The following is a 14,714-nucleotide window of genomic DNA, read 5'->3' as shown; positions in this document are numbered from 1 at the left end:
GGCGCGGGCGGCGGGCGCACGGGAAAGCCCCCGTCCGGTGTGTACCGGGCCGGGGGCTCTGGGAGTCAGGTGCGCGGCTCTCAGGGGGGCAGCAGGGAGGCGTCCCCCGCCGGGGCTCCGTGTGAGGCGCGGGCGGTGCTGGTGGTGTTCGCGGTGTTCGTGGAGTCCGCGCTGTCCGTGGTGTTGGCGGACAGATGGCGGGTGGAGGGTGAGGAGCCGTGTGCCTCGGCGCGGATGCGCTGCTTCATCGTGGGCGGCAGTGCCCGGTCACGCGGAAGGGTCCATCGGACCGACGGGGTGGTCGCGGTTGCCGCGGTCGCACCCGTGTGCTCGTTGGTCGTGGTCGCCGGCTCCGTGACCGCGGCTTCCGTGGCCGAGGCGGTGGAGCTCGCGAGGCCCAGTGCCGCGAGAAGTGCGAAGAACGCGGTGATGAAGGCGGTCCAGATGTTCTTGGCCCGGTAGGTGCTCATGGCCTCTCACTCACTTTCAGGTGGTCCGTTTTGCTTACCTTCCTGATGATGTGGATCCGGAGCGCGATTTCACGGACCGACGCCGCCGATGTGCCGATGTTCAGATGAACACCACTCGTATGGTGCAACCGGGCCCGATCGGTCGGAGCGGGGCCCTTCAGAGGCGTCGGTGACGGGGTGGTGACAGGGCGTCGACGGGGTGGCCCGATCCTCCGACGATCGCTTTTCCGCAGGCCCCAGTTGGGTTGCGGGGAGGTCACCGGTCGATATCGGCCGGTGTGTATAGTCGGGCGGCAGAAGTCCCCTACGCCAACGAAAGACGAGGTCGCGCGGTGAAGAAGCTTCTCCTGGTCGCACTGGCCGCCATCGGCGGGCTCCTCGTGTACCGCCAGATCCAGGCGGATCGCGCCGAGCAGGATCTGTGGACGGAGGCGACTGACTCCGTGCCCGCAGGTTCGGGTGTGTGAGACAGAACAGCCTGTTTGCGAGCCCCGGTCGCCTGAGCGGCCGGGGCTTCGTGCTGTTGCGGGACCGTGACGCCTGTGCTCTTGAGTTCACCTACGCAAATCAATAGGTTGCTTGAGCAAAGAAGCCGGGTTTCGGTCTAGGGGGAACGGATGAGGGCTGGCAGCCACCGCCGCACGGTGCGGGCGGGGACATTGATCGGCGGGGCGCTGTTCGCCCTGGTGGCGGGGGCGCTGCCCGCCGTGGCGACACCCGCGGCGACCGGGGCGGCCTCGGACGCGGCCGCATCCGGCGGGAGCGGCAGCGGCAGCCTGGTCATGGTGCTCGACTCGTCCGGCTCCATGGGGGACGACGACGGCACGGGCCGGACCAGGATGGAGAGCGCCCGCACGGCCGTCGGCACGGTCGTGGACGCCCTTCCCGACGGCCATCCGACGGGCCTGCGGGTGTACGGCGCCGACCGGCCGCAGGGCTGCACGGACACCCGTCTCGTCCGCCCGGTGCGGGGGCTCGACCGGACCGCGCTGAAGCGGGCGGTCGCAGCCGTACGGCCCAGGGGCGACACCCCCATCGGCCTGTCGCTCCGGAAGGCGGCGCGGGATCTGCCGCGGCCCGCCGCCGGGGCCATCGGCACGCGCACGATCCTGCTGATCTCCGACGGCGAGGACAACTGCGGTACGCCGCAGCCCTGCGAGGTCGCCGAGCAGCTCGGCAAGGAGGGCATCGGTCTGCGGATCGACACCGTCGGCTTCCAGGTGAAGGGCGCGGCCCGTGAACAGCTCGAATGCATCGCGCAGGCGGGCAACGGGCGTTACTACGACGCCCCGGACGCCAAGGCGCTGGCCCGTCAGCTCCAGCGCGCCGCGCAGCTCTCCGCCGACGGGTACCGCTTCCGGGGCGAGCGGGTGACGGGCGCGGCCACGGCTGACCGGGCCCCCGTGCTGGTGCCCGGGCAGTACCTGGACACCATCGGGCCGGGCGAGAAGCGGTACTACGCGGTGGATCTGGACGCGGTGTCCACGGCGGACTTCGCGGCGACGGCGGTACCGCAGCCGGGCGCGGCCGTCGACACGTTCGACGCGTTGAGCACCAGGATCGAGTACGACGCGCACGGCTCCTGCGGGACGGACACCGCGCGCTTCCTGCAGAAGGAGGGGGCGGCCCCGCTGACATCGGCGGTCGCCCGGATCCGTTCGGAGGAGGGAACCCGCACGTGTGACCGTGCGGGCCGCTACCGGCTGGTGGTGGAGCGGCAGAGCAAGAAGGGCTCCGACGCGGCACGTTGGCCGCTGGAGCTCGTGTACGGGGTCGAGCCGCCGCTGGGCAAGGGCGTGACGCCCGCTCAGTCGGAGGCGGAGTACGGCAGGGGCGGCAAGGAGGCCGTACTGCCGACGGACGATCCCCGCGACGTACGGGGCGGCACCGGGTTCAACGATGCCCGCACGATCGGACAGGGCGTCTGGCGCGACCGGATCCTGCCGTCCCAGACGCTCTGGTACAAGGTCCCGGCCGGCTGGGGCCAGCAGGTGCGCTACGACGTGGAGTTCGCCAACGAGCCCACGGTGGACCGCACCTCGGCCACGTACTCCTACGGGGCGACCGGGCTCTACACCCCGGCTCGCCATCCCCTCACCGGAGGAGGCGAGTTCCCCTCGACCACGATGTACAACGGGCGGCCCGCGGCGCTTCCGATGGGCGGCGTTCCGGTCTCCTGGACCAACCGCTACGAGAACCGGAGCAATGTCCAGCCGGTGCACGCCAGGGGCGGCTTCTACATCTCGGTGACGCTGGGCGCGCGGGCCGCGGAGATCGCGGAGAACCCGCGGATCGGCCTGGTGCTGCGGGTGTCGGTGCTCGGTGCGGAGCGGACCGGTCCGCAGCACGGGGCGCCCGTGGCGGCCGGATCAGGCGGCAGCACTGGCAAGGGTGCGGACGAGAACGGCGAGTCGACCGCGTCCGCAGACAGCGGTGGTGCCGGAGGGGCAGGATGGACCGGCATCGCGGCTGCTGCCGGGGCGGCCGTCATGGCTGTGCTCATCGCCGTGTTCGTATATGTACGCAACCGCCGCGGGGCAGCCGCACGGACGACGAGGGGAAGCGCGTGATGAGGCAGCGCAGCAGGGGCCGGGCGATACTGGCCGCGGTCGCGGCGATGTGCGCGGTGGCGGCGCTGCCGGGGCAGGCGTACGGAGCCGGCGCGGCAGCCGCGTACGCCTTCGAGCCGGAGGCCAAGACGGTCAGCGGCGCCGAGGTCAATACCGATGCGAATGAGCTCACGGCCGGTTCTGTCTACCGGAGTTCGATCAAGTTCGGCCAGAAGCTGTACTACCGGCTGAACCTCAAGGCGACGACGAACGCGTACGTTTCGGCCGTCGTCGTGCCCAAGGACGGCGGCAAGGTCGCCTACGGGGACGGCATCTCGATCAGCATCAGGGACAAGTCGGACCTGTCGTGCAGCTCGGAGAGCGCCCGCTTCGGGTCCGCGGAGTACCCGCGTCCGATCTCCGCGTACGCCTACCGCAACGTGGACAAGGACAGCAGCAGCTGCCAGGGCGCCGGTGTGTACAACGTTCTGATCGAGCGGACGAGCGCGGACACCTCGGGTCGCGGGGACTGGGAGCTGGAAATCCGGTACGCCTCCGAGCCGGGGCTCGCGAAGGGTGGGGCGACGCGGACCGAGGCACCGGAGGACTGGCCGTCCGCGTCACCGGAGCCGCCCGAGGCGGCGAAGGACAACCGCAGGCACGGCGGCAGCAGTTACTACGAGGCGACGAGTCTGCAGACCGGTGAGTGGAAGGACGAGGCCAAGCCCGGCCAGACGCTCTTCTACCGGGTTCCGGTGGACTGGGGCCAGCAGATCTTCGCCACCGCCGCGCTCGGCAACAGCACCGTCCCGGACGCGGACGAGTACGTCAGCGGTGCGCTCGCCCTGTCCCTGGACAATCCGGCGCACGGCCACGTCGACAACGCGTCCCCGATGGCCTACTCGGGCAAACCGGCCTCGGTCTCCCTGGACCCGGTGCCTCCGGTGGCGTACGAGAACAGGTTCGCCTCCAACAGCGGCGTCAGCGCGATGCGCTTCGCGGGCTGGTACTACCTGTCCGTCACGCTGAGCCCGGAGGTCGCCAAGGCGTACGGTTCCAAGCCGTTCCCGCTGACCCTCACGGTCAAGGTCGAGGGGAAGGCCGGGTCCACGCCGTACCAGGGGGACGCGGGGATCTTCGGCGTCTCACAGGGCGACAAGGACATGGCGAGGAGCGGCCAGAGCGGCGCCCAGGCCGCCGAGAGCAAGAGCGACAGCATGAAGCTGCTCGGCGCGGCGGGCATCGGAGCGGGCGCCGTGCTGGTCCTCGGACTCGGCGCGTGGACGCTGCTCGCACGGCGCGGCCAGGCGGCGGCCGCGGCACCGGGCGGCCCGGCCGACAGCGGGCAGCAGCATCCGTACGGAGGCCCCCCGCAGGCCTGGTAGCCGGACAGCGCCCCGAGGCCCCGGGTCAGGCCTGGGTCAGGGCCCAGATCCCCACGGCGAAGCAGATCAGCGCCACCAGCAACACCGGGACCGCCACCTTCGTGGACGGTCCCGGCCGCTTTCGCGGGGCGGGTGCCACGGTGTGCGCGGGGGGCATGACGTGCGACGACGGTGCCTGCGCGTAGTGCGGCGGAGCCCCGGCCCCGGCAACTCCCGCTCCGGGAGCGGGAACCGGCGACGGCTGAGCGGTGTATGGACGAGTGAGAGCTTGTTCGTGCCGCACCGGGGCCGTGGGGGCCTGTGAGGGGTTCGGCACGGCGGCGGGGAGGGGGGGTGCCGCATGCGCCGGATGCTGCGGGGCGGGGACGCCGTGTTGGACGGCCGGAGTGCCGGGCCGCGCCGGTTGGTGAGCGGCGTGCTGCGGTTCCTGCGGCGCGGAGTCGGGCTGCCGCGGGGGTGGCGGGAGGTGGAAGCTGCCCGTCTCCGACATCGAGGCCGCGGGCTGCGCGTACGACTGCTCCGTGGGCTGTTGGCCCGTGTGCTGCCGGCCTGTCTGCTGGGGGGCGGTCACCGGGCCGGTGGGACCGAAGCCGTCGGGCAGCGGGCCGATCTGGTCGAAGACCTCCACCGGCTCGTCCTCCGCGCTGGGCTCCGGCAGCATCTCGACGGCGGCGTTCAGCGCCTTCCGCGCGCCCGTGGCCGTCCGGAAGCGGGCCTGCGGGTCCGGCTGCAACAGCCCCGCGAGCACCTGCCAGAGAGGCTCGGGGATGCCCTGCGGAGCGCCGGGTGTGCCGTGCTCGGCGAAGTGCTCGATGAGCCCCTGCGCGTCGGGCTTCTTCCCCTGGAGCAGGTACAGGGCGACGAGGCCGACCGCGAAGAGGTCCGCGGGGAAGTCCGGCTCCGCGCCCATCATCTGCTCGGGAGCGAAGTAACCCGGCGTTCCCACCACGTAGTTGGTCTCGGTGAGGCGCGGCTCACCCTTGCGCATGGAGATGCCGAAGTCGGACAGCCGCAGGTGCGGCCGGCCGGTGCCGGTGGCCTCCATAAGGATGTTGGCGGGCTTGATGTCCCGGTGCACGACCCCCTCGGCATGCACCGTCGACAGCCCGGACAGCAACTGGTCGAGCAGGGTGCAGACGAACCGAGGGGGAAGCGGGCCGTAGTCACCGATGACGTGGGCCAGCGAACCGCCGGTGATGAGGTCCATGGTGAACAGGACCTTGTCGTCGTCCGCGGCCCAGCTGGCCGGAGCGAGCACATGCGGATGCTCGATCCGCAGGGCCTGTTCGCGGACGAAGCGCAGCAACGTGTGTGCGTCGCTCTGCTGGAGGACCTTGGCCGCCACATAGCGGCGGCGCCGGTGATCCCAGGCACGCCAGACAGCACCGACCCCACCACGTCCGATCGGATCGATCAGTTCGTACCGACCAGCGAAGACCTCACCCATTGCGCTGCGCTCGCTCCCCGTTCCCGCTCTCGGCCGGCGCGTGTGCCCCGTGCCCGGATCGTGCGGCTGCCCGGCCGATTGCCCGGACTAGCTCTGGTGTCCCTCGTAGTGCGCCACCGCGTCCGCGGTGCGCCCCGCTCCGTACACCTTGAGGAACTCTGCCAGTTCCGGGTGGGTCGGGGCGAGGGAGTCGGCGGCATCGATGATGTCACCGGCCGCCGCGACGGACCGCAGCAGCGACTGGATCTCGCGGACCACGCGGCGCACGGTGGGCGCCCCACTGGTCGAGGACGTCTGGCCCGTCCCGGTGAGCACGGAGCCGCCCTGGGACTTCTTGATCTCCTCCATCCGGTCGGTGGCCTCTCCCGCGCTGACACTGCCGTCCGCGACCTGACTGGCCAGCTCCTGGAGCGCCTGGACGCGCTGCACCACGGCCGGGTTGCCGATCTTCGCCCGCTGACCGCTCATGAGCTGGGAGAGCATGGGGGCGGACAGCCCGAGCACCGCCGCCAGCCGGGCCTGGTTCAGGCCCAGATCATCGATCAGCCGACGGAAGAGCGCCCCCAGCGGTTCCCCGTACCAACTGCGCTGAAGTTCCCTGGCTCTGGCTGTCGCCTCTTGCTGTGCCGCGTCCATAGCGTCTCCCCTTCGCTGAGGCTTCGCTGCTGCGAACCCCGACGAGCATCTTACGGAGCGTGGTCGCGGACCGGGAGCCCCAATTTTTGGGGGATCCGGGGGATCAGCGGGTACTCTGGTCTGCGGCGGTGACCACAATGCCGGTGCGTCCGGTGGTGCCCGCTTTCCGGGGCCTTAGCTCAGTTGGTAGAGCGCTGCCTTTGCAAGGCAGATGTCAGGAGTTCGAATCTCCTAGGCTCCACATATTCAAGACCCCCTTGACCTGCGGAAACGTGGTCAGGGGGGTCTTTTGGCGCACGGTTGACGCCGCTGGTCACGAGTGACGGCGGCGGATTTCTAGGCGCGGACCCAGAACTCGATGGACAGGGGCGGGAGGGTCAGGGTCAGCTCCGGGCCGGTCCTGGTGCCGAGGCTCTGGTTGTTGGTCGTGGGGCCGTACCGGTGCCCTTCGAATGCGGCGGCCGTCTGGGTGTCCACGGTGTAGGTGAAGGAGTCCGTGGCCGACCGGTTGGTCACGGCGAGGACCGGCTTTCCCTGCGGGGTCTTCCAGGCCATGATCCGCTGGTCGCCGAGGCGTGCGGATTCGTCCACCGTGTAGCGGACGGAGTCCCACGGCATGTACTTCACGAACCCGGCCACACCGTTCCAGTTCTGCGGGTTGTAGTCCCAGTGGCCGACGGGGATGTCCGGGAAGTGGCTGAAGTCCTTGTCGCCCGGCGGTCGCCAGAACCCGAGCGAGTAGCCCGGAGCCTCGGCGTTGGTCGTCGGTTTGAGGGCGTGCAGCCAGAACCAGGTCGGCGAGGACTGGAAGACCATCCAGTTCATGATCGACTGCGCGGTGTTGACGGTCCGCACGTCGGAGGTCCGGTTGTCCAGGTACTCGAACTCGTTGTTGTAGACCGGCCTTCCGACGGCTCCCCCGGTGAAGTCCTTGGTCATCTGGTCGTCGCTGTCCGCGCCGATGCGGTGGTACGTCCAGGCGTCCACGTACTTCAGCGCGTTCGGGTCGGCCTTGAGCGCCTTGCCGATCTCGCCGCCCCAGCCGTCCAGGCTGTCCGCCGTGATCTGCACGTCCGGGTACTTGGCCCGGATCTTCGGCGCCACCGCGGCGAAGGTCTTGCGGTACTGCTCGGTGTCGTAGGCGCAGGAGGAGTACGGGGTGGAGAACCTCGGCTCGTTCTGAAGTCCCCACATGGAGATCGGTACGCCTTGGGAGCTGAGGTAGTCGAGGTCGCCGGCCATGGCGTCGCCGAGCGCGTCCAGGTCCGCCGGGGCGAACGACTTGAGCGTCCCGCCGATGTAGGAGTCGTTGGACTTCCAGCCGGGGGCGGGTGACCAGTACTCGGCCGAGATGCCCTCGATGCCCGTCCGCCCGATCATGTCCGCGAGTTGTGCGGTCTGCCCGGGGTAGCGGCCCCTCATGTGCTTCCCGGTGGAGTCCAGGCCGCGGTAGTAGAGCCCCAGCGCCAGCCGGCAGTAGCGGAAGCCCCGGTCGGAGCGGCCCGCCATGAGCATGTCCCGGTAGAACCGGGTCCGCTCCGAGGGCGTCAGGTCGTACGGCACGCCGCTGACGGTGTCGGGAAGGCCGTCGTTGCCGGAGCCGATGGAGTCGGACTGGATCTCGAACCCCAGCCCCTTGATCGTCTGCCGGCGTGCCTGGTCGTAGCGGATGGTGTAGCTGCCGGACGTGGCTGCCGCGGCGGCGGGAACGCGGTTGAGTACGGGATAGATCGCCGCGCCCGCTCCCGCGATCGCGGCGCCGCGAAGCAGCGAACGGCGGTTGAGGATCCTCGGCTCGGGTGCGGCACCGGGGTGGGACATCGTCGTCTCCTGTCAGTCGGTCGGCCGATCAGTGCGGGTGCGCCAGTTGTTCTCGACCCGGGACCCGGGGGTGCCGGGCCGCACGGTGATGCTCAGTAGCGGGCGATCGTGTAGCGGTCGACGACGGCTTCGTCGAGTTCGATGCCGAGGCCGGGGCCGGTGGGAACGGTGAGTGCGCCGTCGCGGAACTCCGGCGGGTCCACGAGGATCGCCTCGCGGATGGGGTTGGGCAGCCGGTTGTACTCGTACGTACGCAGGTTGGGCGTGGCCGCGCAGAGCTGGAGGGCCGCGGCGAGGCTGACGCCGGAGCCGACCCCGTGCGGGGCGATGTCGACGTGGAAGGCGGAGGCGAGCGCCGCGATCCGGGTCGCCTCCGTGAAGCCGCCGCACCGGGCCACGTTCGGCATGAAGACGTCGATCGCCTCCAGGAGGAGGGAGTCGCGCAGGTCGAAGCGGGTGAAGTGGGTCTCGCCGTTGACGATGGTCAGCCCGGTCCTGCGGCGCAGTTCGGCGAGGTTGCGCAGGTCGTCGACCTGGAGGGGTTCCTCGTACCAGGAGATTCCGAGGTCCCGCAGGACGGCGCCGACCCGGGTCGCTTCGTCTAGGTCGTAGGCGCAGTTGACGTCCGTGAGGATCTCGATGTCAGGGCCGACCCGGTCGCGGACGGCCGACAGGTGTGCGCGGTCGGTGCGCTCGCCGCGGCCGATCTTCACCTTCAGCGCCTTGAAGCCCTGGTCCACGAAGCCCTGTGCCTGGCGGGCGGAGTCCTCCGGCTCGGCGTGCAGGGCGACGGGGCTGGCGTAGCAGTCGACGCGTTCGCGTACGGGCCCGCCGAGCAGCCGGTGGACCGGTTCCCCGGCGAGCTTGCCCCGCAGGTCCCACAGGGCGAGGTCGATACCCGCGACGGCCTCCAGGTAGAAGCCGCGGTTGTGGCCGCCGGCGGCCTGGCCGCGGTAGAGGCGCTCCCAGACCGCGGTGGTGGCGAGGGCGTCCTGTCCCACGAGGAGCGGGGCCAGGACCGTCGACACCACGGTTGCCGTGACCTGCGGCGAGGGGAGGCCGTAGCACTCGCCGATGCCGACGCTGCCGTCCTCGGCGTGCACTTTGACCAGCGTGGCGTACTGGCCGCGGCGCGGCAGGACGAGGTGGCTGGCGGCCGGGTAGCGCAGCCAGTCCGGTACGTCCTCCGGGGAGTCGTAGAGGTCGTCGAAGCTGGCCGACAGGGCCAGGACCTCGACCTTGGTGATGGTCGGCGGCGCAGTGCTCACGTGGGGTTCTCCACTGGTTCGGCCCGGACGCGGGGTCCGTGCGGGTGCGGCGGGGCGGGTCATCGGGGCTGCGGTTTCGTGTAGGCCTGTTCGTCACGGGCGGTCTCCCGGCCCGCGAATACCGCGATCGCGGTGATGACGCAGCCGGCCATGACGTAGAGGGCGACGGGGACGATCGAGTCGCTGGAGGCCTGCAGCGCGGTGCCGACGAACGGAGCGGTGCCGCCGAAGATCGCGCCGCCGAACTCGCGGCCGACGCTGACGCCGCTGTAGCGGATGCGGGCGTCGAACAGCTCGGCGACGAGGGCCGCCTGCGGGCCGAAGACCATGTCCTTGCAGATCGGGATGGCGAGCACCATGGCCAGGAAGATCAGGCCGGTGTTCCTCGTCTCCAGGAGCTGGAAGAACGGGAGTGCGTAGGCGATGGTGCAGGCCAGCCCGATGGCGACGGTGACGCGGCGCCCGATCCGGTCGCTCAGCCAGCCCCAGAACGGAATGGCCGCGATCTCCAGCGCGGAGGCCAGGGCGATCGACCACAGCATCGTGGACTTCTCGATGCCCAGTTCCTTGGTGGCGTACGACAGGGCGAAGGCCTGGATCAGATAGCCCCACACGAAGCCCGAGACGGTGATGCCCAGGACCCGCAGGATCGCGCCGGGCTGCCTCTTGACGGTCGCGAGCAGCGGGAACCGCTCGCGCTCGCCGCTCTCCTCCAGCTCGGCGAAGACGGGGGTCTCCTCGATGCCCTTGCGGACCCACAGGCCGAACAGCACGAGGAGGGCGCTCAGCAGGAAGGGGATGCGCCAGCCCCAGGACTCGAAGGAGTCGTCGGGCAGCATGGACACGAGGCCGAACACGGCGCTGGCCAGGACGAATCCGGCGCCGGTGCCCATGGCGGGGATCGCACCGTACAGGCCGCGCTTGCCCGGCGGGGCGTTCTCGACGGTCAGCAGGGTGGCGCCGGCGAACTCGCCGCCCACCGCTATGCCCTGACACACCCGCAGCAGGATCAGCAGGATCGGCGCCCAGATCCCCACCGCCGCGTGGGTGGGCAGCACGCCGATCAGCGTGGTCATGACGCCCATGCCCATCATCGTGATCAGCAGGACGTACTTGCGGCCTATGCGGTCGCCCAGATGACCGAAGAGCATGCCCCCGATGGGGCGCGCGGCGAAGCCCACCGCGAACGTCGCGAACGAGGCGAGGGTGCCGCCCGTCGAGGACGAGCCGAAGAACAACGGGCCGAAGATCAGTGCCGAGGCCAGGCCGTACAGGTTGAAGTCGTACCACTCCATGACCGTGCCGACGGTGCTCGCCACCATCGTTCGCCGGTCGGCCTTGGTGCGTTTCGGATCCGTCTTGCCGTCTTCGGCCGCTGTGACAGCGCTCATGAGGACGTCACCACCTTTCGAGAGGGGCCGGGGAAGACGGGATTACCGTATTCGATATACGAAATAAGAACTAGAGGTTTCGCCGCATGAGTCCAGGCAACTCGGAACGTGTCCGTCCGAATGCGGAACGCACTACCCGGGGTTCGGGCCGAAGGGCCGCGCAGGGGGTGAGGTCGTCGGCGAGGCGCGGGCGAACACCGCTCCCGCGAAGGGGTCGGGGGCCGTCAGGCGGTGCCGCGCGGTCGTCACGTACATCCGGCCGGCGCCGAAGGCCACGCTGCTGGTGTGCGGCGTGGGGAGGTCCAGGGTCTGTACCCGCACACCGTCGGGCGTGTAGCAGCGGACCTGGCCGGCGCCCCACAGCGCCAGCCAGAGCAGCCCCTCGTCGTCGACCGTCATGCCGTCCGGGCGGCCCTCGGCCGCGGTGAACCGGGCGAAGAGGGAAGGGGCGCCGAGCGCCCCGGTACGCGGGTCGACGGGATGGCGCAGGACCGTCCCCCCCCCCGGCGCTGTCGGCCAGGTACATCAGGCTGCCGCAGGGCGAGAACGCCGGGCCGTTGGGGACGGTCAGCCCGGACAGCACACGGTGCACGTTGTCGTCGTGGTCGACGCGGTAGAGCGAGCCCACGGGCGCGTCGCCCCCTGGGGCCTGTCTTCAAACTGCCGTCTGCCGGGCGACGCCATGCACGCACTCTCACCGCACCGGCCCCAGACCCCGGTACGTCCAGTACAGGGGCCAGGGGCCGGCACGCCGAGAAATGGGGTCTCCCCTGTTCGAGCGAAGCCGAGAGCTTGGGGAAGCACCTGACGCCGCCCGGCCGCCCTTCGGGCAACGACGGCAGTTTGAAGACAGGCCCCAGGGCCATGCTGCCCGCCCAGAAGCGGCCCGCGGGGTCGCAGACGCCGTCGTTCATCCGCATCGGGAGCTTCGCGCGCGCCTCGGGCCGGGCCAGCCACCGGGGCCGGCCGCCTTCGGTGACGAGGGCGATCCCGGTGCCCGCGGCGACGATCCATTCGCCGCCGCCGCCACCACCACCGTCGTCGCCGCTGACAGGCGCCACCGCGCCCAGCGGTACGCCGAGGCCGAGCAGCCGGTCCGGTGCCCGGCCCGGGGTGTCCGCGCAGCGGTACAGGTCGCCCTTGAGGAGATCGACGAACACCATGCCGCCGCGATGCGGGCGCAGCCCCTCGGCCAGCTGGTAGCGGCCGGGAGTCCAGACCTGCCAGTCGGTGCCGCTCCGTGCGATGCCTTCGGCCGCTGACCTTCCCCTCCCGGGCCCCTTCGGGGTACCTCCGGTGGCGGTCACCGGAGGGTGGAGCCGGGTGCGGCCCGCAGCAGGCCGAGTTCGTCCCGGCGGGGCAGGCCCTCCCAGTCACCGGCGGAGGCGACCGCGAAGGCGCCGGTGGTGACCGCGCGGTCCAGCCGCGCCGGGACCGGCTCGCCGTCGAGCAGTGCCGACAGGTATCCGGCCACGAACGCGTCACCGGCGCCGACGGTGTCCCGCACCGGCACGGCCACGGCGGGCAGCGCGAAGGAACCACCCAGGTGGAAGACCTCGGCTCCGTCGGCGCCCCGTTTGATCACGACCTCACCGACGCCCTGGTCGAGCAGGGACTCCACGCGCGCCTGCTCCGTACGGGCCCGCTCGGAGGCGATGAGCGGCAGTTCGTCGTCGGAGGCGATGAGGATGTCGACATGGCGGGAGAGCGGGCGCAGGGCGCCGGCCGCCTCGGCGGGGGACCAGAGCCCGCTGCGGTAGTTGACGTCCAGGCTGACGCGGGCGCCCATCGCGGGAGCGGCACGGACGGCCGCAGAGACCGCCTCGTACGGGCCCGCGCCCAGCGCCGCGGTGATACCCGTGACGTGCAGGACCTTCGCTTGTTCTGCCAGTGCCTGCCGCAGCCGCTCCGGGCCGAGCGACGCGCCCGCGGAACGGTCGCGGTAGTAGTGGACGCGTACGAGATCGGCGACGCGCGGTTCGAAGACCACCAGACCGGTCGGGCCGGCGTCGGTGGTGGCCGCGCAGGAGACGTCGACGCCTTCGGCGCGCAGGGTGCGCAGCACCAGGCGGCCGAACTCGTCCGTACCGGTCAGCCCGGCCCAGCGGACCGAGTGGCCGAGCCGGGCGAGCCCGATCGCGACATTGGACTCGGCGCCCGCGACGGAGAGCCCGAGCGAGCCGCCCAGCTGGAGCGGACGGTCGGCGCGCAGGGCGGCCATCGTCTCGCCGAAGGTCAGGACGTCGCTCACCGGGCCCCCAGCGCCACCGTGCGGAACCGTTCGGTGCGTTCGGCGAGGCCGTCGAAGCCCTCGCCGTTGGCGGCGCCGCCGACGAGGGGTCCGCCGACGCCGACGGCGAGGGCGCCGGCCGCGAGGTGGGCGCGGGCCGAGGCGGAGTCGATCCCGCCGACCGGCACGAAGGGGACGTCGGGGAACGGGTCGCGCAGCGCCCTCAGATACGAGGCGCCGCCGAGCGTGGCGGGGAACAGCTTGACGGCGGTCGCCCCCTCGTTCACGGCGGCGATGACCTCGGTCGGGGTGACGGCGCCCGCGAGCACCGGCAGGCCCAGCGACCTGCTCTCGGCGACGGAGTCGGCCAGTCCGGGCGTCACGGTGAAGCGGGCGCCCGCCTCCGCGGACCGGCGGGCCTGCGCGGCGGTCAGGACGGTCCCTGCGCCGAGCAGCGCCGTGTCGCCGAGCCGGGCCCGCGCCCCGGCGATGACATCGAGCGCGTCCGTGGTGGTCAGCGACACCTCGACGATGCGGATGCCGGAGCGGAACAGTGCGAGCACCGTGTCGAGCGCGGCCCCGGGGTCGCTGCCTCTGACGATGGCGAGGAGCCTTTCGGCGCGCAGGGCGGAGAGGAGATCGGGAGCCGTCATGGCTGCCTCCGGAGCATCATTGATGATATTTGGTAGATCGTATACCTTCTCTCTGAACCCAGTCTTCCAGCTGCGCGAGGTGCCTGCGAGATGAGCCGAACTGCCCTGGTCACCGGTGCGGCAGGCGGCATCGGCCGCGCTGTCGCCGCCCGTCTCGTCGCCGACGGTCTCCGGGTCGCGGGAGCCGATCTCAGCGATCCGTCCCTGCCCGGCGTCTCCTACCACCGCGCCGACGTCACGCGCGCGGACGAGGTCGCTTCGACGGTGGATCAGGTCATCGCCGAGCAGGGAGGGGTGGACGTCCTGGTCGCCTGCGCGGGCATCACGGCGGGCACGCCGCTGCACGCCACCACGGAGGAGGACTGGAACGCGGTCCTCGCGGCCAACCTGACCTCGGTCTTCCTCTGTGTACGCGCGGTCCTGCCCGCGATGATCTCGGCGGGTACGGGTGCGGTCATCACGCTGGGCTCGGTACTGCACCGCACCGCCGCACCCGGGCTGCCCGCCTATGCCGCCGCCAAGGGCGCACTCGCCGCCCTCACCCGGCAGCTCGCCGTCGACTACGGCCACCACGGGATCTCGTTCGTCACGGTCTCCCCCGGCTGGGTCCGCACTCCGGCGACGGAGTCGCGGCTGGAGGGGCAGGAGGACCTGCGCCTGCTACGGGAGAGCAACCCGATGCGCACCCTGGGCACCCCTGAACAGATCGCCGCCTCGGTGGCCTTCGCGTCCTCGCCCGAGGCCATCCTGCTGAGCGGTTCGGAACTGGTGCTGGACGCGGGGGCTTCCGCCGTCAGCCCCGCCAGCCTGCTGCGGGACGGCCACCGCGAACGGATGGGCCTGCCGCCGCTGGGCACGGGCTGA

The 14,714-nt window shown here is 71.3% G+C and carries 13 protein-coding genes, 1 tRNA gene and 1 pseudogene; 5 read left to right on the top strand and 10 right to left on the bottom strand.

All coding sequences use genetic code 11. The features are described 5' to 3' along the window. Positions 1-80: 80 nt before the first annotated feature. A complete protein-coding gene (locus ACFVQ0_RS16160; RefSeq protein ID WP_390088433.1) occupies positions 81-470 on the bottom strand; it encodes a DUF6344 domain-containing protein in 390 nt (129 codons plus the stop codon). 332 nt (positions 471-802) lie between these two features. Between ACFVQ0_RS16160 and ACFVQ0_RS16155 the strand changes: the two genes are divergently transcribed. The 3 genes from ACFVQ0_RS16155 to ACFVQ0_RS16145 all read left to right on the top strand — a co-directional run bounded on the left by ACFVQ0_RS16155 (position 803) and on the right by ACFVQ0_RS16145 (position 4,404). After that, entirely contained in the window at positions 803-937 is a 135-nt protein-coding gene (locus ACFVQ0_RS16155; protein ID WP_003958712.1) for a DLW-39 family protein, read from the top strand. Between the two features lie 150 nt (positions 938-1,087). Further along, on the top strand, positions 1,088-3,040 hold the full coding sequence (locus tag ACFVQ0_RS16150; RefSeq protein ID WP_390088431.1) for a VWA domain-containing protein: 1,953 nt from the start codon (positions 1,088-1,090) through the stop codon (positions 3,038-3,040). Then, positions 3,040-4,404, top strand: coding sequence for a hypothetical protein (locus ACFVQ0_RS16145; protein WP_390088429.1), 1,365 nt, complete (start codon positions 3,040-3,042; stop codon positions 4,402-4,404). The genes ACFVQ0_RS16150 and ACFVQ0_RS16145 overlap by 1 nt, the downstream gene beginning before the upstream one ends. A gap of 25 nt (positions 4,405-4,429) precedes the next feature. Here ACFVQ0_RS16145 and ACFVQ0_RS16140 read toward each other — a convergent pair whose 3' ends face one another. Both ACFVQ0_RS16140 and ACFVQ0_RS16135 read right to left on the bottom strand, forming a co-directional pair. Beyond that, on the bottom strand, positions 4,430-5,851 hold the full coding sequence (locus tag ACFVQ0_RS16140; protein WP_390088427.1) for a serine/threonine protein kinase: 1,422 nt from the start codon (positions 5,849-5,851) through the stop codon (positions 4,430-4,432). Positions 5,852-5,938: 87 nt separating this feature from the next. Beyond that, positions 5,939-6,487, bottom strand: coding sequence for a transcriptional regulator (locus tag ACFVQ0_RS16135; RefSeq protein WP_024489493.1), 549 nt, complete (start codon positions 6,485-6,487; stop codon positions 5,939-5,941). 168 nt (positions 6,488-6,655) lie between these two features. On the opposite strand from ACFVQ0_RS16135, the gene ACFVQ0_RS16130 reads away from it, so the two are divergent. After that, positions 6,656-6,728, top strand: a tRNA-Ala gene (locus ACFVQ0_RS16130). 95 nt (positions 6,729-6,823) lie between these two features. On the opposite strand, the gene ACFVQ0_RS16125 is transcribed toward ACFVQ0_RS16130, so the two are convergent. The 7 genes and pseudogenes from ACFVQ0_RS16125 to ACFVQ0_RS16095 all read right to left on the bottom strand — a co-directional run bounded on the left by ACFVQ0_RS16125 (position 6,824) and on the right by ACFVQ0_RS16095 (position 13,850). Continuing rightward, complete coding sequence (locus tag ACFVQ0_RS16125) at positions 6,824-8,308, bottom strand: hypothetical protein (protein WP_390088425.1); 1,485 nt, start codon at positions 8,306-8,308, stop codon at positions 6,824-6,826. 92 nt (positions 8,309-8,400) lie between these two features. Next, the gene (locus ACFVQ0_RS16120) at positions 8,401-9,576 is read right to left on the bottom strand and encodes a mandelate racemase/muconate lactonizing enzyme family protein (protein WP_390088423.1); all 1,176 of its coding nucleotides are present in this window, start codon (positions 9,574-9,576) and stop codon (positions 8,401-8,403) included. 59 nt (positions 9,577-9,635) lie between these two features. Continuing rightward, positions 9,636-10,967, bottom strand: a complete 1,332-nt coding sequence (locus ACFVQ0_RS16115; protein WP_390088421.1) for an MFS transporter — start codon at positions 10,965-10,967, stop codon at positions 9,636-9,638. Between the two features lie 132 nt (positions 10,968-11,099). Next, positions 11,100-11,456: an SMP-30/gluconolactonase/LRE family protein gene (locus tag ACFVQ0_RS16110; protein ID WP_390088872.1), complete on the bottom strand. Its 357-nt coding sequence runs from the start codon at positions 11,454-11,456 to the stop codon at positions 11,100-11,102. A gap of 380 nt (positions 11,457-11,836) precedes the next feature. After that, positions 11,837-12,274, bottom strand: a pseudogene (locus ACFVQ0_RS16105) (SMP-30/gluconolactonase/LRE family protein); the annotation flags it as partial. Further along, a complete protein-coding gene (locus ACFVQ0_RS16100; RefSeq protein WP_390088419.1) occupies positions 12,271-13,218 on the bottom strand; it encodes a sugar kinase in 948 nt (315 codons plus the stop codon). The pseudogene ACFVQ0_RS16105 and the gene ACFVQ0_RS16100, both read right to left, overlap by 4 nt. After that, entirely contained in the window at positions 13,215-13,850 is a 636-nt protein-coding gene (locus ACFVQ0_RS16095) for a bifunctional 4-hydroxy-2-oxoglutarate aldolase/2-dehydro-3-deoxy-phosphogluconate aldolase (protein WP_390088417.1), read from the bottom strand. The genes ACFVQ0_RS16100 and ACFVQ0_RS16095 overlap by 4 nt, the downstream gene beginning before the upstream one ends. Positions 13,851-13,940: 90 nt before the next feature. On the opposite strand from ACFVQ0_RS16095, the gene ACFVQ0_RS16090 reads away from it, so the two are divergent. Beyond that, on the top strand, positions 13,941-14,714 hold the full coding sequence (locus ACFVQ0_RS16090) for an SDR family NAD(P)-dependent oxidoreductase (RefSeq protein WP_390088415.1): 774 nt from the start codon (positions 13,941-13,943) through the stop codon (positions 14,712-14,714).

The sequence above is a fragment of the Streptomyces sp. NPDC057900 genome, assembly GCF_042887885.1.
In the GTDB taxonomy this organism is placed as follows: Bacteria; Actinomycetota; Actinomycetes; order Streptomycetales; family Streptomycetaceae; genus Streptomyces.
Note: the sequence above shows the minus strand (reverse complement) of the source record. Positions and strands in the feature narration are given on the sequence as shown.